Annotated in this window: 16 protein-coding genes; 8 read left to right on the forward strand and 8 right to left on the reverse strand. The window is 38.2% G+C overall.

Going from position 1 to position 24,125, the window contains the following annotated elements; genetic code table 11:
* The first annotated feature begins 117 nt into the window (after positions 1-117).
* The gene (locus MHB44_RS01165) at positions 118-5,454 is read left to right on the forward strand and encodes an S-layer homology domain-containing protein (RefSeq protein WP_341301246.1); all 5,337 of its coding nucleotides are present in this window, start codon (positions 118-120) and stop codon (positions 5,452-5,454) included.
* A gap of 47 nt (positions 5,455-5,501) precedes the next feature.
* On the opposite strand, the gene MHB44_RS01170 is transcribed toward MHB44_RS01165, so the two are convergent.
* On the reverse strand, positions 5,502-6,212 hold the full coding sequence (locus MHB44_RS01170) for a DNA-binding response regulator (RefSeq protein WP_341301247.1): 711 nt from the start codon (positions 6,210-6,212) through the stop codon (positions 5,502-5,504).
* Positions 6,213-6,215: 3 nt separating this feature from the next.
* Complete coding sequence (locus tag MHB44_RS01175) at positions 6,216-9,245, reverse strand: ATP-binding protein (protein ID WP_341301248.1); 3,030 nt, start codon at positions 9,243-9,245, stop codon at positions 6,216-6,218.
* Positions 9,246-9,601: 356 nt separating this feature from the next.
* Between MHB44_RS01175 and MHB44_RS01180 the strand changes: the two genes are divergently transcribed.
* The 7 genes from MHB44_RS01180 to rpoN all read left to right on the forward strand — a co-directional run bounded on the left by MHB44_RS01180 (position 9,602) and on the right by rpoN (position 17,451).
* Positions 9,602-10,417 (forward strand): metallophosphoesterase, encoded by an 816-nt coding sequence (locus MHB44_RS01180; RefSeq protein ID WP_341301249.1) that lies wholly within the window; start codon positions 9,602-9,604, stop codon positions 10,415-10,417.
* A gap of 266 nt (positions 10,418-10,683) precedes the next feature.
* Positions 10,684-12,117, forward strand: coding sequence for a sigma 54-interacting transcriptional regulator (locus MHB44_RS01185; protein ID WP_341301250.1), 1,434 nt, complete (start codon positions 10,684-10,686; stop codon positions 12,115-12,117).
* 110 nt (positions 12,118-12,227) lie between these two features.
* A complete protein-coding gene (locus MHB44_RS01190) occupies positions 12,228-13,061 on the forward strand; it encodes an ABC transporter substrate-binding protein (RefSeq protein WP_341301251.1) in 834 nt (277 codons plus the stop codon).
* Positions 13,062-13,322: 261 nt separating this feature from the next.
* Positions 13,323-14,018, forward strand: coding sequence for an amino acid ABC transporter permease (locus MHB44_RS01195; protein ID WP_341301252.1), 696 nt, complete (start codon positions 13,323-13,325; stop codon positions 14,016-14,018).
* A gap of 4 nt (positions 14,019-14,022) precedes the next feature.
* Positions 14,023-14,763, forward strand: coding sequence for an amino acid ABC transporter ATP-binding protein (locus MHB44_RS01200; protein ID WP_341302901.1), 741 nt, complete (start codon positions 14,023-14,025; stop codon positions 14,761-14,763).
* Positions 14,764-14,784: 21 nt separating this feature from the next.
* Positions 14,785-16,092 (forward strand): histidinol dehydrogenase, encoded by a 1,308-nt coding sequence (gene hisD, locus MHB44_RS01205; RefSeq protein ID WP_341301253.1) that lies wholly within the window; start codon positions 14,785-14,787, stop codon positions 16,090-16,092.
* 102 nt (positions 16,093-16,194) lie between these two features.
* Positions 16,195-17,451, forward strand: a complete 1,257-nt coding sequence (gene rpoN, locus MHB44_RS01210; protein WP_341301254.1) for an RNA polymerase factor sigma-54 — start codon at positions 16,195-16,197, stop codon at positions 17,449-17,451.
* Between the two features lie 166 nt (positions 17,452-17,617).
* Here rpoN and MHB44_RS01215 read toward each other — a convergent pair whose 3' ends face one another.
* From MHB44_RS01215 to MHB44_RS01240, 6 genes are all read right to left on the reverse strand, one after another.
* Complete coding sequence (locus MHB44_RS01215; protein WP_053994495.1) at positions 17,618-18,742, reverse strand: IS4 family transposase; 1,125 nt, start codon at positions 18,740-18,742, stop codon at positions 17,618-17,620.
* A gap of 316 nt (positions 18,743-19,058) precedes the next feature.
* A complete protein-coding gene (gene tatC, locus MHB44_RS01220) occupies positions 19,059-19,871 on the reverse strand; it encodes a twin-arginine translocase subunit TatC (RefSeq protein ID WP_341301255.1) in 813 nt (270 codons plus the stop codon).
* An 11-nt stretch (positions 19,872-19,882) separates the two neighbouring features.
* Complete coding sequence (gene tatA, locus MHB44_RS01225; protein ID WP_341301256.1) at positions 19,883-20,089, reverse strand: twin-arginine translocase TatA/TatE family subunit; 207 nt, start codon at positions 20,087-20,089, stop codon at positions 19,883-19,885.
* 23 nt (positions 20,090-20,112) lie between these two features.
* On the reverse strand, positions 20,113-21,825 hold the full coding sequence (locus MHB44_RS01230) for a GMC family oxidoreductase (RefSeq protein WP_341301257.1): 1,713 nt from the start codon (positions 21,823-21,825) through the stop codon (positions 20,113-20,115).
* Between the two features lie 12 nt (positions 21,826-21,837).
* Positions 21,838-22,587 (reverse strand): gluconate 2-dehydrogenase subunit 3 family protein, encoded by a 750-nt coding sequence (locus MHB44_RS01235; protein ID WP_341301258.1) that lies wholly within the window; start codon positions 22,585-22,587, stop codon positions 21,838-21,840.
* Between the two features lie 249 nt (positions 22,588-22,836).
* Positions 22,837-24,015 carry a DHHA1 domain-containing protein gene (locus MHB44_RS01240; protein WP_341301259.1) on the reverse strand — a complete coding sequence of 393 codons (1,179 nt, stop codon included), beginning with the start codon at positions 24,013-24,015 and terminating at the stop codon, positions 22,837-22,839.
* Positions 24,016-24,125: the final 110 nt, after the last annotated feature.

The following is a 24,125-nucleotide window of genomic DNA, read 5'->3' on the forward strand; positions in this document are numbered from 1 at the left end:
CTTTAACAGTAAAGTTCTTATATAGTGAGAATACGAATTTTCCAAGTGTTTATATCTTGATTTGTATAAACAATCCTTACAATCAAGGAACTAAACTTATTTTGAGGAGAGGATTGGATGGAAAATAAAAAGTGGTTGAAAATTACTTCCGTATTTATAGTTGGATTATTGCTTTTTAATTTAATTTCTTTTGGTGGATTTGCAGGTATAGAAGTAAGTGCAAGTTCGGATACGAATGTTGCGTTAGGCAAGCAATACGTGGCTTCAAGTGAACAAGATGAATGGTCAACAGCTGATATGGCTTTTGATGAAAATGAACTTACTCAGTGGGGGTCTGATCTAGGTAATGGCGAAATTACTGAGAGTAATCCTGCTTGGCTGATGGTGGATCTCGGTACACCTCATACGATAAACCGTTGGGTTGTGGTGGGTGCAGCATACAAGGACACAGCAATGGAATCGTATAATGTAAAAAATATTAAGTTAGAAGGTAGTAATGATGGTGTAAATTTTACCCAAATCGACTTTTCTGACAATAATATAGAAATTGATTCTAGTGGGTATACAACAACAATTGATAAAACATTTTCTTCTTCGGTAACATATCAATATTTTCGAGTGAAAGTTACAGAAACTTTTTCGAGTATACCAGGAGAAATCTTAACGGCTATGATTTATGAATTTGAATTATGGGGGTATCCAGTTGCTGGAACAGTAGATGCGGAGACGCCAGCAATCGGAACGCAGCCAACGGGAGCGACTGTGAATCAAGGAGCTACCAGTCCAACGTTAAGTGTAGGGGCAAGTGTAGGTGACGGAGGCACATTAAGCTACCAATGGTACAGCAATACGACGAATAGTCCGAGTGGAGGAACCTTGATAAGTGGAGCCACAAATGCGACATATGAAGCTCCTACCTCTACAGTAGGCACGGTGTATTATTACGTAGTAGTGACGAACACAAAGAGTGGAGTAAGTGGAAATCCAACTGCGCCAGCTACAAGTAATGTAGTAGGTGTAACAGTGAATGCGCTAGTCGATGCCGAGACGCCAGCAATCGGAACGCAGCCAACGGGAGCGACTGTGAATCAAGGAGCTACCAGTCCAACGTTAAGTGTAGGGGCAAGTGTAGGTGACGGAGGCACATTAAGCTACCAATGGTACAGCAATACGACGAATAGTCCGAGTGGAGGAACCTTGATAAGTGGAGCCACAAATGCGACATATGAAGCTCCTACCTCTACAGTAGGCACGGTGTATTATTACGTAGTAGTGACGAACACAAAGAGTGGAGTAAGTGGAAATCCAACTGCGCCAGCTACAAGTAATGTAGTAGGTGTAACAGTGAATGCGCTAGTCGATGCCGAGACGCCAGCAATCGGAACGCAGCCAACGGGAGCGACTGTGAATCAAGGAGCTACCAGTCCAACGTTAAGTGTAGGGGCAAGTGTAGGTGACGGAGGCACATTAAGCTACCAATGGTACAGCAATACGACGAATAGTCCGAGTGGAGGAACCTTGATAAGTGGAGCCACAAATGCGACATATGAAGCTCCTACCTCTACAGTAGGCACGGTGTATTATTACGTAGTAGTGACGAACACAAAGAGTGGAGTAAGTGGAAATCCAACTGCGCCAGCTACAAGTAATGTAGTAGGTGTAACAGTGAATGCGCTAGTCGATGCCGAGACGCCAGTAATCGGAACGCAGCCAACGGGAGCGACTGTGAATCAAGGAGCTACCAGTCCAACGTTAAGTGTAGGGGCAAGTGTAGGTGACGGAGGCACATTAAGCTACCAATGGTACAGCAATACGACGAATAGTCCGAGTGGAGGAACCTTGATAAGTGGAGCCACAAATGCGACATATGAAGCTCCTACCTCTACAGTAGGCACGGTGTATTATTACGTAGTAGTGACGAACACAAAGAGTGGAGTAAGTGGAAATCCAACTGCGCCAGCTACAAGTAATGTAGTAGGTGTAACAGTGAATGCGCTAGTCGATGCCGAGACGCCAGCAATCGGAACGCAGCCAACGGGAGCGACTGTGAATCAAGGAGCTACCAGTCCAACGTTAAGTGTAGGGGCAAGTGTAGGTGACGGAGGCACATTAAGCTACCAATGGTACAGCAATACGACGAATAGTCCGAGTGGAGGAACCTTGATAAGTGGAGCCACAAATGCGACATATGAAGCTCCTACCTCTACAGTAGGCACGGTGTATTATTACGTAGTAGTGACGAACACAAAGAGTGGAGTAAGTGGAAATCCAACTGCGCCAGCTACAAGTAATGTAGTAGGTGTAACAGTGAATGCGCTAGTCGATGCCGAGACGCCAGCAATCGGAACGCAGCCAACGGGAGCGACTGTGAATCAAGGAGCTACCAGTCCAACGTTAAGTGTAGGGGCAAGTGTAGGTGACGGAGGCACATTAAGCTACCAATGGTACAGCAATACGACGAATAGCCCAAGTGGAGGAACTGCAATTAGTGGAGCCACAAATGCGACATATGAAGCCCCGACTTCTACAGTAGGCACGGTGTATTATTACGTAGTAGTGACGAACACAAAGAGTGGAGTAAGTGGAAATCCAACTGCGCCAGCTACAAGTAATGTAGTAGGTGTAACAGTGAATGCGCTAGTCGATGCCGAGACGCCAGTAATCGGAACGCAACCAACGGGAGCGACTGTGAACCAAGGAGCCGTAAGTCCGACGTTAAGTGTAGGGGCAAGTGTAGGTGACGGAGGCACATTAAGCTACCAATGGTACAGCAATACGACGAATAGCCCAAGTGGAGGAACTGCAATTAGTGGAGCCACAAATGCGACATATGAAGCCCCGACTTCTACAGTAGGCACGGTGTATTATTACGTAGTAGTGACGAACACAAAGAGTGGAGTAAGTGGAAATCCAACTGCGCCAGCTACAAGTAATGTAGTAGGTGTAACAGTGAATGCGCTAGTCGATGCCGAGACGCCAGTAATCGGAACGCAGCCAACGGGAGCGACTGTGAACCAAGGAGCCGTAAGTCCGACGTTAAGTGTAGGGGCAAGTGTAGGTGACGGAGGCACATTAAGCTACCAATGGTACAGCAATACGACGAATAGCCCAAGTGGAGGAACTGCAATTAGTGGAGCCACAAATGCGACATATGAAGCCCCGACTTCTACAGTAGGCACGGTGTATTATTACGTAGTAGTGACGAACACAAAGAGTGGAGTAAGTGGAAATCCAACTGCGCCAGCTACAAGTAATGTAGTAGGTGTAACAGTGAATGCGCTAGTCGATGCCGAGACGCCAGTAATCGGAACGCAGCCAACGGGAGCGACTGTGAACCAAGGAGCCGTAAGTCCGACGTTAAGTGTAGGGGCAAGTGTAGGTGACGGAGGCATATTAAGCTACCAATGGTACAGCAATACGACGAATAGCCCAAGTGGAGGAACTGCAATTAGTGGAGCCACAAATGCGACATATGAAGCTCCTACCTCTACAGTAGGCACGGTGTATTATTACGTAGTAGTGACAAACACAAAGAGTGGAGTAAGTGGGAGCCAAACGGCAATATCCACGAGTAGTGTAGTTCCTGTAATAGTAAATTCAGCACAAACTATTACTATCACCTACAATGGTAATACAAACACAGGAGGCATAGTTCCAACGGACAGTGAAACGTATGAGCAAGGAGAATACGTAACAGTTCTAGGAAATACAGGAAACCTAGTGAAAGGAGGTTACATGTTTGCGGGCTGGAACACGCAAGCAGATGGTAGTGGAATAGATTATGCATCAGGTTCAACTTTTCCAATGGGAAGTGGAAATGTCATATTATATGCAAAGTGGAATCCTGTAACTGTGACATATACAGTGACGTTTGATGTCGCTGGAGGGAGTGCAGTATCGAACCAAACTGTAGCACATGGGGAAAAAGCAAGTCAGCCAACGCCAGCCCCAGCAAAAGCGGGTTATACATTTGGTGGCTGGTATACAAGTAATGCCTACACAATGCCTTATAATTTTGATAATGCAATTACAGCGAACACCATGATTTATGCAAAATGGATTAGCAGTAATAGTAATACAGGTGGGGGCAATACTAATTCGTCCTCGAACCCTGAATCAGGTTCAACAACACCTTCAGCCAATGTAGAGGAAATTGTGGTGGATGTAGAGTCTGGTGATGGTGACTTAGTTTCTAAAACAACGATAAACCGAACAAAAAATGTAGATAACACGATGAAGGATGAAGTCACATTAACAGCAGCAAGCGCAACAGAGACAATTAGGAAATTAAAGGAACAAGGAAATGATAAAGCACGGATCATTATTCCAGACCAGCAGGATCAAGTAAATCAAGTCCAAGTGTCCGTACCAAAAAATGTGGTGACACTTCTACAAAATGGTGCAGTCCATCTTGAAATTGTCACGGATAACGTCAGAATTGAAGTGCCTAAAACTTCATTGGAAATGTTTCATGATGATCTCTATTTCCGATTGGTTCCTATAAAGGGGCAGGATGAACAACTAGAGATTAAAGAGCAAGCGAACAAGGAAAGCATTGTGCAGCAGTTGGCAGGAAGTGCGATTGTGGAGTTACTTGGCCGTCCAATGACAATTGAAACGAATATGCAAAGCCGTCCTGTAACATTAACTCTTCCATTGCCTACAGATATTACACAGGAGCAACTTGATCATTTGGCTATCTATATTGAGCATAGTGATGGCACAAAAGAGGTTGTACGTGGAACAGTTGTAGAGTTTCAAAAGGGAATAGCAGGTTTACAGTTTGAGGTAAATAAGTTCTCCACTTTCTCGATTCTCTACTTACCAGAAAAGGATGAGGTGAAGGAGCCAACTACTGACGCTGTTACACATCTACCTTATATTCAAGGCTATCCAGATGGTACCTTCCGTCCAGAAGCGCCTGTTACACGCGCACAAATGGCAAGTATGTTTGCCCGTCATATAACGAACAATGACATCCCTGAGGCAAGTGCAACATTTACAGATACTGTGAAGCATGATGCTAAAGATGCTATAGAATTTGTAACAGAAACAGAGCTATTTAAGGGAATTACTGCAACAAGTTTTCAGCCAAACGGCTCGATTACGCGTGCCCAGATGGCAACAGTGGCTGCTCGCTGGATAGAACAGCAATGTGAAGATCGTCCTGATGCAGATTTCTGCCAACCAACCTCACAAAGTGTGGAATTTAAAGATGTGAGCGACAATCATTGGGCAAGGAAAGCGATTGATACTGTCAATACAGTAGGGATTATGACAGGGATTACGGCAGATACATTTAATCCAGAGGGCTTCTTAACACGTGCACAGGCGGTGAAGATATTAAATCGACTGTTTGAACGTCAAGTTCTAACAGAAGTCCAAACACCATTATTTCCAGATGTGCCAAGACAGCATTGGGCATTTTATGAGATTCAAGAAGCAGCAAAATAATAAGCACAAAAACACGACGATTTGTTAGGGAATCGTCGTGTTTTTTGTCATGATTCAAAGAGGAGTTGATAGCCAGAACCTCTCACGGTTACAATTTTAGCTCTATGGCCAGGGGCAGATTCAAGCTTTTTTCGTAAATTACTAATATGGGCCTTTAATGCCTGTGTATGTCCGATACTTTCCTCCGCCCAAATGTGCTTATACAGGTCCGTGGGATGAAAAATTTGCCCTGGTCGTTGTGCTAGAAAGAAAAAAATTTGGAATTCCTTTGTAGATAACACAAATGCTGTATGGTCAATATAAACTCTTCTTGAGTGAACATGAAAGTGAAAATTCTCTATAATAATACAAGCATCTTCCTCTATTAAGTTTACAGTAGTTTTCGATTGAAATTGCTTTCTACGCAAAGAGATTCTTTCGATTGTTTTTGTTAAACGTTCTCTGTCAAAAGGTTTTAAAATATAGTCAACAGCCTGAACAGTAAAAGCCTCTATTGCATACTGTTCATAGGCAGTTACAAAAACAATGTCTATTAAATAAGAAAGCTTTCTTACTTTACTGGCAAACTCAATACCATCCATTTCAGTCATTTCGATATCTAAAAAAAGAATATCTGGTTTGAGTGTAGGAATGTTTGTAAAAGCTTCTAGTGGATTTAGAAATTTCCCTACTACACTAACAGCGCTATTGCCCTGTAACATAGCCTCTAATAAATCGATTGCCAAAATTTCATCGTCTACAATAATGGCCTTTAGCATTTTTTACCTCCTTTCATCTAAAATAAGTGGAAATTTTATTTTTACAGTTGTTCCTTCATCTACAACACTGCTGATATGGAAAGTGGCATTATTATATTTTTTTAAACGTTTCGAGATATTACGAATTCCAACACCTTGCTCAACAGCTGATTCTTCCATTAAAAGTGTCTCTAACAATTCCTGAGTCATGCCAACGCCGTTATCTTTAATCTCAATATCAATCATTTGCAGTTCTTTTTTTATAATCATTTTCACTTGACCGTTTACTCGCTTCGTTTTTAATCCATGGAAAAGTGCATTTTCAACTATGGGCTGAAGCAGTAGGGGTGGAATGAGAATATTTAGATGCTCCTCAATATGAACATCCCATTCAAGCTGTTCAGGATACCTCATCTGATGAATATTTACATATGTTTGTATAAGAGTAAGCTCCTTTTCTAAGGGAATGAGGCTATTCGTATTCTCAAATGAAAAGCTATTTCTTAAAAAAGTTGCAAAATCGGTTATCATGCTACGTGCTTTATCTAAGTCTAAATAACTAAGAGATAAAATAGAATTTAGAACATTATAAATAAAATGTGGTTTAATTTGTGCTTGTAAAAAAGCCGTTTCCATTTTAATAGCTATTTCTGCAGATTCCTTTAATAAAATAAGGTTTCGAACTCTTGTCTTTAGCTCTGCTGTATCTAATGGCTTATGCAGAAAATCATTAGCTCCTGATTGAAAGGCTGCAATCAAATCTTCCGGACGAAGGGCTGCTGTAAGCATTAGGATTGGTAGCTCTGTAGAAGAATAGTTTTTCCTAATTTTTTGACAAACCTCATAGCCAGAAAGGTTAGGCATCATGATATCTAAAATTAATAAATCTATATCTGGATGTAATGTCAATTGTTCAAAAACGTGATGGCCATCGTCAACCGCAATGATAGAGTAATTTTCTTTTTTTAGAATATCGATTAATACGCTGAGATTAATATGGTCATCATCTGCAATCAAAATTGTTTTGTCCGTTTTGCCTTCCACAAAATAGGGGAATGTTACAGGTGAATACTCTTTTGCTCGTATAGCATTTTTCTTCTTGTGTTTATCCAGTTGTTCCTTTTTTAATTGTTTTAAAGGTAATTTTACAAGAAAGGTCGTTCCTTGCCCAACAACTGAATAAACAGTGATATCACCACCATGAAGTTTGACGAGCTCTTTCGTAACATTTAGGCCTAGCCCTGCACCTCTACTTGCCTTTTCTAATTGGTGAAATGGCTCAAAAATCATTTCTAAATGTTCTGGAGCAATACCTCGTCCAGTGTCACTTACCTTTATAACCAGAGATTCCTGTTCTTCGTAGCACGATATTTCCACTTTTCCTTGTGGTGTATATTTAACAGCGTTTTCGATTAAATTATAAAGAATTTGGCGGAGTCTATCCTCATCAGCTAAAACGAACTTTCCTCGTTCAATATAATTATAAATTTTCACATCCTTATTTCCAATGTACGACAAAATTTCCACAATGACATGTGTAACAGAATATAAGTCAACATTGGTAATACGAAGCTTTAGTTCACCCTCCTTTAATTTTGAGAAATCCAATATATCATGGACAAGGTGCGATAACTTTTCTGTGATGTTAAAGATAAGTGATATTTTTTCCTTTTGCTCTACCGTCAATGAAGAACTTTCATTTGGCTCTAACATGGACTGAGAAATAGCCATAACACCATGTAATGGTGTACGAAATTCATGGGAAGTTTTTGCGAGAAGCTCATCTTTCAGCTTATCCACTTTTAGTAGTGCATTTGTTAATCTTCCCTTTTCTAAATAAGAATCTGTAAAACGATGGGAAATATAAAGAGAGATTGTTGTTAAACAAATAAATGGCAACAAGGGTGGTAAAGCATAGAGCTCTAAATTTATATTGAGATTTAAAGTAGCTACGATCATATAAATAAGAATAGCCATAGAGCTAAGCCATAAATAGCTTGTCCCTACTGAGCGTTTATATATAGCCAAAATTTGAATATAAAAGATATATAAGATATTGGTAAAAACATAAATAGAATGTACAACCTGTAAATAAGAGCTAACGGATATTGGGAGAGGAACCGTAGCTAATAATATAAAACCGATCATACAAAGTCCCAGCACAATTCTTTTAGAAGCAAATTGCTGTAAGGCATGATAAAAATATAACAGCATAAAGATGCCTGTGGAGATACTTGAGATAATTTGAATTCTTATAAGCAGCTCGTAGCTGATAGGAAGAAACGACATTAAAAGCTTCTCACCGTGAGAGACACTGTATAAAAAAATCATGAAACAGAATAAGGAAAAATAGAGCTGTTCAATTTCAAGCTTTGCATAAAAATAAGAGCCAGCAAAATAGATAAACATTGTAAAAAATGCAGCAATAGTTATTAAATCATAGAATAAAGAGTTTTCCCTTAGTTTTCCAATACTTTCTTGATCGCCAATGAAAATAGAGCCAATAATTCCCCCACCTGATGCATAATCAAAATTGGCTACATGGATGATGAGCTCAATCTCTTGTGATTCAGGTAAAAAATAGGCAACATACGGTACATTTTCTTGTACATATGTTGAATCTTCAGCAGGCTTACCACTGTGTCCAATGCGTTTTTCATTTATATAAATTGCATTTGACATACGAATATTCCCTGTTTTTATACCTAATATCTCTTCTGTACTATTAATTAAAATTTTTAGTCGATATGTACCGCTGCCAAATGCAGAGTATCTTTCACCATTAAGATCGTAATTTGCCCACAACGAAGGAACATTTACTAAATAGGTATCATTGCTATGGAATTCCGAATAATTCACTAATTTATCAGGTACAAAATCCCATTCTCCATCCAATTTAACTGGATTATTATGGTGAAAATCGTGTTGTCGAAGATCGATAACCCCTCCGACAGCTTTAGGGGCATCAGTGCTCTGCTGTTTGAGTGAGTGAGAGGCGCCTCCAATAATAAAAATACTAATAATGACGATAAATAATAGTAATAGCTTTCTCATTCTTCTTCTCTCAATTCAATTATATTTTAGAATATAGGGCATTTATACCTATTTGTATAGTAGCGATTCTGATTAAAAAGACCAGTACGCTCCTAGTATATCATGTGAAAAGTTAAGTAATAAATAGGTGAAATTGTATAATTATCTATGAAAAAAATAATGTAAATGGTATGAATATCAAATAGGGAAGAGTTTTGGGACATGATACGAAATAAATGGAGCAGTGTTTTTGATGGTAGTCTTTTTATGCATTTAAGGGATTTAAAGTGCATATGCTTACAATCACTCTATTTTATGCTTATAATAAGGGAGTCAGATTTTTTCTGAAATAGTAGCCACAAAGTGAGCGATTGTGATTGAAAAAATTATTATATGTAGTTTTCTTTGTTGTTTCTATCGTCATTTTTTTGTACGTAAACAATCACTGGCTAATCGTAAGTAAGCATGTATTTGAATCAGAAAAAGTGCCAGCTAGCTTTGATGGGCTACGTATTGTACAGGTGTCGGATTTACATGATGCTCGCTTTGGTGACAATCAGCAGAAGCTAATTGCTAAGGTTCAGGCCACAAATCCTGACTATATTTTTATCACAGGCGATGTGATAGATAGCAATCGCTATGATTTACAGCAAAGTTTACAGGCAGTGAAGGGACTAGTGGACATCACGGATGTTTATTATGTACTTGGCAACCATGAAGTAGCAACAAATAAGGTAAGTGAAATTTATGAGGCGCTGTCATCGTTAGGGGTACATATACTGGCTAATGAATCAACCGTGTTAGAGCGCGACGGGGAGCGTTTGGCGATTCTTGGCATTGAAGATCCGTTAATGGGAGCAACAACAGAAGATATGCTGGATATGGCTACAGCCTATTTACCAGATGATATGTTCAAGCTATTGCTAGCACATCGACCTGAAATGTTTCGTACGTATGTAAAGGATGGCATAGATTTAGTGTTTTCTGGACACGCCCATGGTGGGCAGATTCGTATTCCAGGGCTTGGTGGGCTTATTGCGCCAGGACAGGGGCTATTTCCAAAATATACGGCTGGTGTCTATGAAGAAAACACAACAAAGATGGTAGTTAGTCGAGGGCTAGGGAATAGCTCAGTGCCTTATCGCATGTTTAATTTACCAGAGATTATTGTGATGGATTTAAAGAAAAAGTAAGCACTGCGTAGGTTTTACGCAGTGCTTTTTCTATGTTTCTAAAAATTGAATAGTCTATTAGATTGATAGTGAAAATAGTTGAAAATAACCTCTTTCCCAATATTGGGTAACCATAAAAATAATAGAAAAAAGCTGAATTTTGTAGAAAATTAGCGTATGAATGTATTATTATATTAATTATCAGAGTATTCAGTTTTGAATGAAATTATTCGTTTTTGAATTTTATTCAATTTTGAATAGGATAAATGGATGGGGAGGGGTCTAATTTGTCAAAAGAAATAGAATTTGAAAATGATTTAAATTTAATTTTTCAAAATACGACAAGTGAAATTTTCGTTGCGGATAAAAATGGAGTTTGCCTGCAAGTAAATCCTGAATGTGAAAAAAATCTAGGATTAAGTGCAGAACAGTTAATTGGTAGAAATGTAAGAGAACTAGTGGAGATGGGCTTGTTTACAAACTCAACAACGCTAAAAGTAATTGAAGAAAAAAAGCCTATTACATTAATTCAGGAAACTAAGAACGGACAAAAATTATTTGCTACTGGAATCCCTGTATTTGGAGAGAACGGGGATATTATCAGAGTAATTAGTACGTCGATCAATATTACCGAAATCTTAAAATTTCAAAATAAAATGCAAGAGATGGAGGCCATAATCGGCAATTACGATAGAGAAATTCAACAAATGAGAGCTTCGTTAAAATTTAGCGAGGGTCATATATTAACAAACGATGCTACGATGAAACGTATTTATGAGCTATTAGAAAGGGTTAAAGATTTTGATTCTACAGTACTTTTATTGGGAGAGTCAGGGGTTGGGAAAAGTGAAATTGCCAACTGGATACATAGAAAAAGTGATCGCTCTAAAAATAAATTTATTGAAGTTAACTGTGCTGCTATCCCAAATAATTTATTTGAATCTGAGCTCTTTGGCTATGAGCCAGGGACATTTTCTGGTGGGCTGGCATCAGGGAAAAAGGGGTTGGCACTGGAAGCACATAAAGGCACGTTGTTTTTAGATGAAATTGGCGAGTTACCTTTAGAATTGCAGTCAAAAATACTGCATTTTATCCAGTCAAAGTCTTTTAGAAAGGTAGGCGGTACAAAGCTAGAAACGATTGACGTTAGAATTATTACCGCCACTAATAGGGATTTAGAAAAAATGATCTCAGAGGGGGAATTTAGGGAGGATCTCTATTATAGATTGTCAGTAATTCCTGTAAAGATACCACCTTTGCGAGAGAGGAAGGATGATTTAATTAGCCTAATTTTTATGATAATCGAAAATATTAATACCAAATACAACCGAAAATATGTATTTACTGATATGACAATACAAGCACTACAAAATTACCACTGGCCGGGCAATATTCGAGAATTGAAAAATACTATTGAGAGAATTTGTGTTACAAGTAAGCATGAAATAATAGATTTGGATTTTAAAATGCTAGGATTATTTTTAAATTTTGCCCAACAACCTGATTACACAAATGGCCTGAGTTTTTCACAAAACCATGAGGAGGAAAAATTGATTTATGAATTACTTGATACGAATCATGCTAGATCGTTAAAGGAAAGGGTTAAATTGTTTGAGAATTATTTAGTGTCAAAAGTATATAACGAAGTTCAATCCATGCAAGTAGTAGCTGAAAAATTAAAAACTAGTCAAAGTAGTATAAGTAGAAAACTGAATAAATAAAACTTGGCATGAATTTTGTATGAATAATAATGAACAATAAAGTGGGAGGAGATGAAAACTTTAAAAGCTTGGCATGAATTTTGCAATACTAACTTACTAGGGGGGATAAAATGAAAAAATATTTAGTTGGTTTATTAATTTTTTCGATGTTGATTTTGGTTGCATGTGGTGATGAAGGTAAGGATAAGGCAGCTGGCTCCGATCAATCGAATAAAAGCGCTGTCGAGAGGATTAAGGAGAAGGGTGTGCTAACTGTCATTTCTTCCAATGATGTTCCGTTTGCCTATATTGATAAGGATACAAAGGAATTCGTTGGTATTGATGCTGAAATTATCAAAGAAATTGCCAAGCGATTAGGAATTGAAAAAGTGGAAATGAAGCAGGTCAAGTTTGAAAATATGTTAATTGAGTTAAACAAAGGTGAAGGTGATATTGTCGCTGATGCGATGTATATAACGGAGGAACGAAAGAAAATAGCTAACTTCACGGATATTTGGTATATCCAAGGTGAAGGGCTGATTGTCTTAAAGGATTCTGAACTAAATTCACTGGAGCAATTGTCTGATAAGGTTGTAGGTGCTCAAAAAGGAACAACCTTCCAGCCGTTTTTAGAAGAGTTGAAGAAAGATGGAAAGATTAAAGATTTAACTGTATTTGGGTCACAAGCTGAATTATTATTAGCTGTCAATACAAAGAAGATCGATGCAGCCGTAACAGATAGTGCAACTGCGGCATATGCAATTAAAAATGACCCTTCTTTAAAGATAAAATTAGCCTCACCCTATAAGCCGCATTTTGATGGAAGTATAGGTGCAGCAGTGCGTTTCGAGGATCAGGATTTATATGATGCAGTAAATGCAGAGTTACAAAAGTTAAAAGATGAAGGCTTTATTTTAGAAGTACTTGAGAAGTATGGTCTGAGTGCTGATAATATGGCGAACTAACTTCAAATGAGTAAAAATGATTACTATTATTTCCATATAATAAATAAGAGTTTGTAATGGTGATGTCAGGGTGCTTCTGTCGTTGCACTTTTACTTTCCAGCGGGAAAAGCTTCAGCTTCAGCCACCACATGTAGCTAGAAGGGGCTGAAGCTAAGCTTGCAGAAAGCTCTTTGATTTAAAGGGGATGGAGATAATTGTTTTGGCATTTACTCATTGAGAGTAACTAATAAAACAAACCGGCTGAAGGAAGTGATAGGAATATGACATTGCATTTTGGACAGGCTTTTGGGGAATTAGCACCCTCGTTGTTTAGTGCATTGAAAATAGTTACATTATTGGCAGTTTTAGCATTTGCTTTAGCATTAATTATAGGAATTGTAATAGCGATAGGGCGTATATTTGGAAACAAAACAATTAATAGAATACTAATTGTCTTTGTAGAAATTATTCGAGGTACACCGTTATTAGTACAATTACTTTATATGTATTATGTAGTACCAGAAATATTGAATTTTCTAATAGGATTTGTGGTACCCGATTTTCATATGAATTTTGGTGCATTTGAAGCAGGGGTATTAGGCTTGGGGCTGAATTATGGAAGCTATATGTCTGAAGTTTTCAGGTCTTCCATTTTAGCCGTTGATAAAGGACAAAATGAGGCTGCTCTTGCTTTAGGCTATACAAGAGTTAAAGCAATGAGACATATTATCTTTCCGCAGTCAATCAGGATTTCACTACCTTCACTAGGAAATTATTTTGTTATGTTGCTAAAGGATACTTCACTTTGTGCGTTTATTACGTTAGGAGAAATTATTTTAACGACACAATCATATGCAGCACAAACATTTTTAACAATTGAAGCCTATACTATTGCGGCATTGGTCTATTTAGTTGCAAGTATTCCTTTAGGCTATTTAGTAAGAGTGCTTGAAAGGAGAATGGCTGTATATGTCTAATAATATGATTGAAATTAAAGGACTTTTCAAACAATTTAATAATGTCCAAGTTTTAAAAGGAATTGACTTGATTGTTAAGGAAGGAGAAAAGGTTGTTATTCTAGGTCCTTCTGGCTCAGGCAAATCTACATTACTTCGATGTATCAATTATCTTGAAACACCAACAAAAGGGGAGATCAAGATAAATGGTCATTCATTTGAAAACGGAGATAAAAAAAATAAAGAGAAGCATATTGCTCAGCTAAGAACAGAGGTTGGGATGGTTTTTCAAAGATTTAATTTATTTCATCATTTAAATGCAGTAGATAACGTGATGGCAGCATTGGTGACAATTAAAGGGTTGAGTAAACCAGAGGCAAGAAGTATTGCTGAGGCTAATCTAAAGAAAGTGGGAATGTTAGAGAAAGCAAAGAATTTCCCAAGTCAATTATCGGGTGGTCAGCAGCAACGTGTAGCGATTGCTAGGGCATTGGCTATGAATCCAAAGGTGATGCTATTCGATGAATCAACATCAGCATTAGATCCTGAATTAGTTGGTGAGGTACTTAGGGTTATCAAAAACCTAGCTGAAGAAGGTATGACAATGGTGATGGTTACTCATGAGATGAAATTTGCGAAGGATGTAGCTGATCGTATTGTGTTTATGGATAACGGTATAGTGATTGAGGAAGCACCACCAGAAATTTTCTTTAATAATCCTACAACAGAAAGAGCGAATCAATTTTTATTGCAAGAATCATATTAAATAAACTATTTGGAGGTCAGTATGATTAAATATATAAAACAGGCTAGCGCTAATGAGAAAAAGGAAGTACAAACTGTTCAAGATACGGTTAAGACAATTATTGATAACGTCATCGAATCAGGTGATGCTGCACTTAGAGAATACTCAGAGAAATTTGATGGCATTCGTTTAGATTCTATTAGAGTCTCTGAAGATGATATTATGAAGGCAAAAAAACAACTACCAGCTACATTATTAGAGGATATTAACTTTTCGATTGAAAGAATTAGAAGTTTTGCTCAATTACAGCGCAACTCCATTTCAGAATTTGAAAATGAAATGATTCCTGGGGTATTTTTAGGGCAAAAAGTAATTCCAATTGAATCAGTCGGAGCATATGTGCCAGGAGGACGTTATCCTTTATTATCCTCTGCTCAAATGGCGATTATTCCAGCAAAAGTAGCAGGAGTTGAGCGTATACAAGTATGTACACCGCCAACAAAAACAGGCGAAGTACATTCTGCTGTATTAGTGGCTGCTAGCTTATCAGGTGCAGATGATATTTATAGAGTCGGAGGGGCACAAGCAATAGCGGCATTAGCTTACGGCACAGAAAGCATTCGTCCTGTTAATAAAATTACAGGACCGGGAAATAGATTTGTCACAGAGGCAAAAAAACAAGTACATGGCAAAGTGGGAATTGATTTATTAGCAGGTCCTAGTGAAGTGCTTGTGTTAGCAGATGAAAGTGCCAAACCAGCATTTGTCGCATCAGATTTGTTAGCACAATCGGAGCATGATGTTCATGCACAAGGTATTCTTGTAACGGATAGTGAGGAGCTTGCCAATGCTGTCCTACAAGAAATCGAAGTACAATTAAACAGCTTACCAACGGCAGATGTAGCAAGAGTTTCATGGCAAAATAGAGGTCAGGTGATTGTTACGTCCACTTTAGACGAAGCCATCAAGGTGACGAATGATTTGGCATCAGAGCATTTACATGTTCATGTAAAAGATGCTCCATTATATTTAGATCAATTAAAAAATTATGGCTCGTTATTTTTAGGAGAAAATGCTTCTGTTGTTTATGCTGATAAGGTATGTGGGACTAACCATATTTTACCTACAAATGAAGCGGCAAAATATACAGGCGGCGTATGGGCTGGTACTTTCTTAAAGGTAGTAACGTATCAAAGAATTGAACAACAGGGAATCGAAGTGTTAGCGCCACATTGTGTCCGACAATCTTATCGTGAAGGCTTAATTGGTCATTTACGCTCAGCTAATATTAGATTAACAGGTAAGCTGGATGCAGAAAAAGATTTATTAGCAACAATACAAACATTTTAATTTTTATAGCTTGTTTACAAGAGTGTCGATAAATTCTTGTAAACAAGCTTTTCTCAAACTAATGGATTTGGTGATGTTTACATCAATTCGAGGAGGTTTTTTATGATTTTACTACAAGAATCTCAACTTCATATGAATCTAAAGTTGGCTCCGAAAATTATCCAATCAGTAAATATGATGAAAATGACTTCAGAGGAGTTAGAGAAATATTTAACTGAAATGGAACTTTCAAACCCATTAATAGAGGTAAATTATACAAATAAACATCATTTTCGTCGTGAAAGTGCTGAAAAAGAGTATGATCTCAATAATTTACGAGACGAAATAAGTATGCAAGAAGAGCTGATTCAATATGTAAGATTATTGGTCAAGGATGAATATGACAAAAAGCTGTTAGAAAAGGCAATCAATAATATAAATGACAATGGTTACTTACCAAATGCCCTGCAAATAATGTCCGACGTTGAATATAACAAAGTGCTTGATTTTTTTAAGGAAATGGAGCTAATTGGTGTAGGCTGTTTGAATTTCAAGCATTCCTTAGCATTACAAGCACAAAATAGGTTCCCAGATAAAGAGGCTTTGCTGTTAGTGATCGAAAATATTGAAAGCCTTGTTGAAGGAAAAACGAATTCTTTAAAAAAGAAACTAGGGTTTTCTGACGATCAAATAAAAGAGTTAATGAAAGATTTAAAAGAATTGAATCCTAGACCTTTTGTGAGCACGACGACTAAAAGCTCTGCTATTATTCCTGATATTTTTGTGGAGTTTAATCGCAATAGTCCTATGTCATATTCCTTCCATGAAAGATTTATGCCGAATATTAAAATACATGAATATACAAATCATTTAATTTCAAGAGACGAGAAGAACCAGTATAAGCTTTGGAAGCAAGATGCCTATTTATTATTAAATGCACTCCAACAACGCAAAAAGACGATGATAGCGATTATTGAGTATTTATTAAGCTATCAGCGTGAAGCTTTTGAAAAGGGGATTCAGTTTGTTAAACCATTGACATTGAAACAAGTTGCCAAAGAATTAAATAGGCATGAATCAACTATTAGTAGAGCTATATCAAATAAATATGTACAAACACAATATGGTGTCATTTTATTAAAAGATTTATTTTCAGTTAAAGTAAATAATGATGATGAGAATTCACTAGCCAAGGGTAGAGTGAAAAATTTGGTGAAAGAGATTATTCAATCGGAAAATAGACTAACACCGCTATCTGATCAAAAAATAGCAACAATTATTCAACATAATGAAGGATTGAAAATATCGAGAAGAACTGTAACTAAGTACCGAGAAGAGCTAAATATAGCATCATCTATATTAAGAAAGATTTTAGAGTGAATTGATTATTATATTCTTAATCACTAGCGTCGCGTGAATTTTAATTGAATTTTCTGTTTTATTTATTTTCCATTTTAGAAGAAAAACAAAGACACTTGGACAGAGGTAGTAATCATCCATTTTTTTACTATAACCTTTAATCTGAGTAACAGAAGCGGAAAAACCTTTAGGGGACCACTTTCCCACCGATTTTTCGTATCCATAAGTGAGCCGATTTCCACGGGGATGCTTTGAGTAAACGACTGATTTTCAAGTACGTTTTCGAGCTGTTTGTGTTCAGTTGTGCCAGGACATGTAAACAATACACAATCATCGCGATGTACACTTGATTATGAACGCCTTGTTCGCTTTGTGCGTAGAACTTTTTGATGTTCAAGTGCTGCTTTAGCCATTTGAAAAACAGCTCAATTGCCCAGCGTGATTTGTACAGTTCAGCGATTTCATCCGCACTTAGGTCGAAACGATTTGTGATAAGCTGCAGTTCGTTTCCTTTTGAATCCAATACTTTGATAAGACGAAAGACATTTTCTGCTCGATTTTGTGTTGTGCCAATGATCACCATTTCATCGGATGAAACAAGTGAATCTTCTGGCAGCTCAAACGGCTCGATTACACGGATAACCGCGTTTTTTCGTAAGCGCGAAACGAAAAAATAACCATCGTCCGTCATGCGGTCAAATCGCTCATAATCTAAGTAACCACGGTCAAAAACGTAAAGGCAATCCTTGTCATCAACGAGTACCTCTAGTTGACCACGATCATGTTCAATCGCGTTTGTTAAAACCGCTTTGTCTGGATAGGAACAGCCTTTTTCTAAGTATACAAGGCGCAAATGAAGCTTGATTCCTGATTTTGTTTTGCGAAACTCCGCCCATTTATGGTTGTTTAAATTCAATGGTAACGTACTCGAATCAATGATTTTCAGCGGTGTCGTGTTTTTACGACGTTGTTCATACTGAGACTTTTCATGAATTTGGATAACTAAATCTAAAAATATCTGTTGGAATACCTCTGTCGGCACTTGATTTAATCGGCGTCCTAATTGCGAAAAGCTGATGGAATCTAATTCTGTTGCTTTTTGAAGGTCATCTGAAAACAATGTCTCACTGACTGCACGCAGACTTTCTGTTTCATTCAACTGCGCAAACAGGAGTAATTTCAAAAATGAAGCGATGTGTAGCTTCTTTGTATAGTAATTTAATTGATGGGCTTCAACCAGTTCTTCTAATTGTGTAGTGGAAATCGGCGAAAGCCATTGTTCAAATGATGTTTTTCGTGTAAACTTATCCATGCGTATGTCCTTTATTTTGGATTTGGATGGTTTACTACCGCCCAACCATTATAAAGGATTTTTTTGTGCATAAATAAAATTACAGAAAATTTAATTTATTCAATAAAGGTGAATCATTTTAATGCGACACTAGTGATTCTTAATGAATATATCTTGAAACAGTTATTACTTGCTACTCAGACCACCTCTACCATAGGGATGATTTATTTTACATCTGTATTAAAAAAACACCTCCAAAATAATTCTGTATATCCATACCTATTTTAGAGATGTTTTATATTTTCTTATAAAAGTAGGGTAGTCTACTGCATAGATTTTACGCAGTGCTTACTTTTTCCTTGCGCTCTGTTCGCTTTACAAGGTAGATACTTATTTCATATAAGAGAATCATTGGTATTAAGACAAGTAGTTGACTAATAAAATCAGGTGGAGTAATAAGGGCAGAGCCTACGCCCATTGCAATATAAGACCAACCCCGTATTTTTTTCATGGATTCAGCAGTGAGTACACCAATTGCAGATAAAAATAGGGCAACAATTGGTAGCTCGAACAATAAGCCGAGCGGCACAGTAGTCATTATTAAAAAATGCATATATTCACTGGCAGATACCATAACATCAAAATTGGCTGCTCCAATGCTTACTAAAAAGGAATAACTGAGCGGATTGACGATGAAGTAGCCGAAAAGAATTCCTCCCAAAAAAAGCATAAGCATAATCGGTGCATAGAAGCCTAAAAAACGACTTTCTTCCTCCTTTAAGCCGGGCTTTACAAAGCTCCATAAAAAATGTACAAGAAATGGCAGTGCAAGCCCAAATGCTAAAGTGGTAGAAATGGTCATATAAAATTTCACAACCTCAAGTGGACCTAAAATAATAAGTGAATGGCCTCGTGTAATAAACGGAAACCAAATATTAATTGTTGAAAAGACCACAATAAAAAATACAATAAAAACGGCTAGCCCTTTTATAATTTGCTTCCGTAGCTCTGCAAGATGTTCCAATAAAGAGGTAACAGGGGCAAGAGGCTCCTCTACCTCCTGCGTAATGGTTGTTGAACCTTCCACAGATATGAAAGGCTTATCAAGAGGGCTTATATATTTTCTTTTTCCATCTTCATATGGATCCATAGGAAATCCTCCTACAAATCATCCGATTTTTTGTTAGTCTTTTTTAGTGAATCATCATCCTCATCATCGATAAGCCCTTTCGTAGACTTTTTAAATTCTGCAAAAGTTTTGCCAACCGCACCACCAATTTCCGGTAATTTCTTCGGTCCAAATACAATTAAAACAATTACTAAAATTATGATTAATCCAGGTACACCAATTGCTCCAAGACCTCCCATATACCTTGCCTCCTTATAAAATTTTATACTAAAGAACCACCTGATTGACTATATTTAATAATGCCCTCTGCACAGCGATAAGCCAGCGCTCCTAACGTACCTGTTGGATTGTAGCCACTATTATGTGGAAAATTCCCAGCACTCACCGCAAAAAGATTATCTACATCCCAATGCTGTAGGTAGTTATTTACAACACCTTCCTCAGGCGTTAAGCTCATCACAGTGCCGCCTGTATTATGGGTTGTTTGATAGGGCACAATATTGTAATCCGTGATTTCAGCGTTTGGCACAATTGTTTTTGCCCCCATTTCCTTCATAATCTCTGCTGCTCGTGCAGAAATATATTTATGAAGGGCACGATCCTGATCTGTAAAATTGTATGTTAGCTGCATCAATGGTAGCCCGTAAGCATCTTTGTAAACAGAATCCAGTGATAGATAGTTTTCCTTATGTGGCATACATGCGCCTTGCGCACCAACTCCAAATGAGCGTGTATAGTAATAAATGGACTGCTTTTTAAATTCAGGTCCCCAAGTTGGTGTATCTGGAGGTGTTGGGTTTGAGCCGATTGGTCGTGTGCCTGTTTGTGTTAGGGCAATATTTCCTCCATGAATAAAATTTAAATCGCTATGGTCAAAATTATCACCATTATAGTCGTCTATACACATTCCTAAAGAACCTGCACCCATAAATGTATTGTATTGTTCATCAAAAAATCCAGCAGCTCCAGGTAAAATTTGATAGCAATAATTTCTACCAAGTGTGCCCTTGCCAGTAGTAGGGTCATATCTTTCACCGATATCTGAGACCATTAACAGCTTAGCATTATTAAAAACATAACTCGTCAGAACAACAGCATTCGCAGGCTGAATAAATTCCTCACCTGATACTGTATCGATATATCGAACACCAGTGACTTTATTGCCCTGCTTCAAAATTTCAACAACATTGGAGTTATAACGTAAATCAAAATTACCCGTCTTTAATGCAGTTGGCACAACCGTAATTTCCGCAGAAGATTTTGCCCCATATTCGCAACCAAAACGCTCACAGAAGCCGCAATATTGACAAGCATTTATTGTTTCGCCATCAGGATTTTTGTAAACCTCTGAGACATTGGCTGATGGCACCATATAAGGAGTTAGCTTTAAGTTTTTTGCAGCCGTTTCAAACTGTGCAAGCATCGGTGTTTTTTTCATGGGTGGTGTTGGATATGGATTCGATCGTTTTCCAGCAAATGAATTTTTATCATCCCCTGAAATACCAGCTGTTTTCTCAAATTTATCCATATAAGGCTCAAGCTGATCGTATGTTAACCCCCAATCCTGAAGGAGGTAGTCCGGTCCAAGCTTATTAGGCCCATAACGTTTATCTGTTAAGGTTTTGATTTGGAAGTCATAGGGCAAAAAACGGTAGGTCATCCCATTCCAGTGGGTTCCTGAGCCTCCTAGTCCCTCACCAAGTAAAAATGAGCCTAACTGGCGCATTGGCAAAGCCTTCATATTGCGATCATTACGAAAGCTGACCGTTTCCTTGGATAGATTTTGCATTAAATCATAGCGAATGGCATAACGGTATTCATCATGCACATTTAAGTAATCCTCAGTACCACGTTTTTGCCCACGCTCTAAACCCACAACCTTTAAGCCTGCTTTGGTACATTCAGCAGCGACAATCCCGCCTGTCCAACCTACACCAACTGTTACCACATCTACACTTGGCAATGTTTTAGCCATATTCTAACCCCCCTAGTGATTGCCTAATGAATTAGGCTCAATTTTTTGAAATTTTGGATCCTCAATTTGGGCAATATAAGCCATTTGGTGACCAGGGAAATTCTTCATACGCCAGCCATCCATATTGCGATTGCCCCCATACATCGGGTCGGAATAGGCTCCCTCTAGTGTGGCTGCACGTAACAAGGTGAAGAAGAATGCGGATGTTACGCCAACCATTTCTACCTCTCCCTTTTGAAAGGCTGTGAGAATTTCATCCATTTGTGAGCCCTCTAAATCATTAAAGCCTTTTTGAAAACGATTTTGGGCTTCATCCTCCAATTTCTGAATGCCCTGTCTAAAGATTTCTGCTCGTGTTAAGCGACTTTGATAGCCTTGTGTAGGAGCCCCCACATCAAAGGGACCTTGCATATATTCTTTAGAATTACTGCCATATTGTCCTGCCAGCTGATGATCGATAAAGTAGGGAACATCCAAGCCTATCGCTCCTGGCCCTAAATCATCTTCTGGGAAAATACGTTCAGTCGCTTTCGCCAAAATATTAAAATCTGTATCTTTTCTAAAAAACATCTTAGCCTTTGGTGAAGCAGTAGCCTCATTTGTAGCACCATGCCCACCATGCTCCAGCGTAGAAGTCCCCTTACCATTGATGTTATAGCCTACTAGTCCACCTATTAATCCACCACCGACTAATGTCCCAGCTGCAATACCAGTTGTCTTTAAAAAGTCTCGGCGTGAAACATTGTTTTTATCTGTACTCATAGAAAGCCTCCCCTCAAAATGTTTGAAATCCTTTCTATCTTTAATCATCAGCAAAAAATGTGAATTATAATCAATTTTTGTTGGAAAAAGTATTAATTTCAGTTAATTGGGGAAAGGGAGAGGCATTGTCATCGATTGCGCCTCGGTGTAATAGTACCTGTCGCTAATGCTTTCGGTACAAAAAACGTTTGTTAAACCAAGATAAAAAGAGAAGTGTTCAATGAACAGCTTCTCTTTAGGATAATCAAATTAAATAGTTTGCATAGCTTCTAATAATTCTTCTTTAGTCATTGTACAGTCACCGCCACCTTGTACCATTTGATCGCTTCCACCACCTTTACCATTAATAAGCAGCAGTACCTTTTCAGCGATATCCTTCATGTTTTTTTCCACATATTTCCCTCTTGCTGCAACAAATTGTAGCTTGCCCTCAGTGTGAGATACTAGCAGAGCCGTCATATCTGCTTGCTCGGTCACAATGATACGAGCTATTTTTTGTAGCTCCTGCATTGTTCGTTGATCAAAGGCTACTGCTACAAGCGTATCGTTTTGTGCCATAAGTGCCTGTGCTTCATACTTTAATAGCGACTCTTTCGCGGCCGTAAGTGCTTTTTCTGTATTTTTTTGAGCTGTTAATATTTTTGTAAGTGCTGCTGCCGCTTCAATTTCAGGCACACTTAATTGGCGCGCAACATCAGCTAATACTTTTCTTCGCATAGCCAGCTCAGCTAGCACTCGTTGTCCACAAACAAAGGAGACACGTACATGGCCTTTCATTTTTTCACTGCCGAGAATTTTAATGGCACTAACCTGTCCTGTAGAAGTTGGATGGGTTCCTCCACAGCCGTTGTAATCAAAATCAGGAATAATCACAAGGCGAATATCTCCTGATACGGCTACTTCCTTTCGAAGTTGATAGTCAGCAAGCTCATTCTCTGTAATCCATGTTATTTCAATTGGACGGTTTTCTAAAATAATAGCATTTGCTCTAGTTTCTGCTGCTGCAAGCTGTTGCTCTGTCAGTGTATCTACAGCAATGTCAATTGTAACCTGTGCACTGCCTAGGTGAAAGCTTACAGTCTGTGCATCAAAAAGCTCGACAAATGCAGCTGTTAAAATATGCTGCCCTGCATGCTGCTGCATATGGTCGAAGCGTCTTGACCAATCCAATTTTCCATGGACAACACCATCTAAAGTAGATAGCTCACCTTGAATATAGTGGCGAATTTCATCGTCTATTTTTTCAACATCTATTACAGGCACATTATTCAAAGAGCCTGTATCGTGGGGCTGACCTCCGCCAGTTGGATAGAATGCTGTATTTGATAACACAACATATTGACGAGCAGCCTCATCTACTCCTTTGCGAACAATGCTCGCATCAAATTCACGTAGCATCACATCTTGGTAATATAATAGCTCCTTCAAGAAAAAGCCTCCTTATTATATGAAATAACTGCCATTTTATTGTGGCATAATTATTTAAAGGTGTATATGGCTTTTCTAGTTGACCCATGCTGAAATTGATTTAATATAGA

It is taken from the genome of Lysinibacillus sp. FSL H8-0500, from assembly GCF_038051955.1.
In the GTDB taxonomy this organism is placed as follows: domain Bacteria; phylum Bacillota; class Bacilli; order Bacillales_A; family Planococcaceae; genus Lysinibacillus; species Lysinibacillus macroides.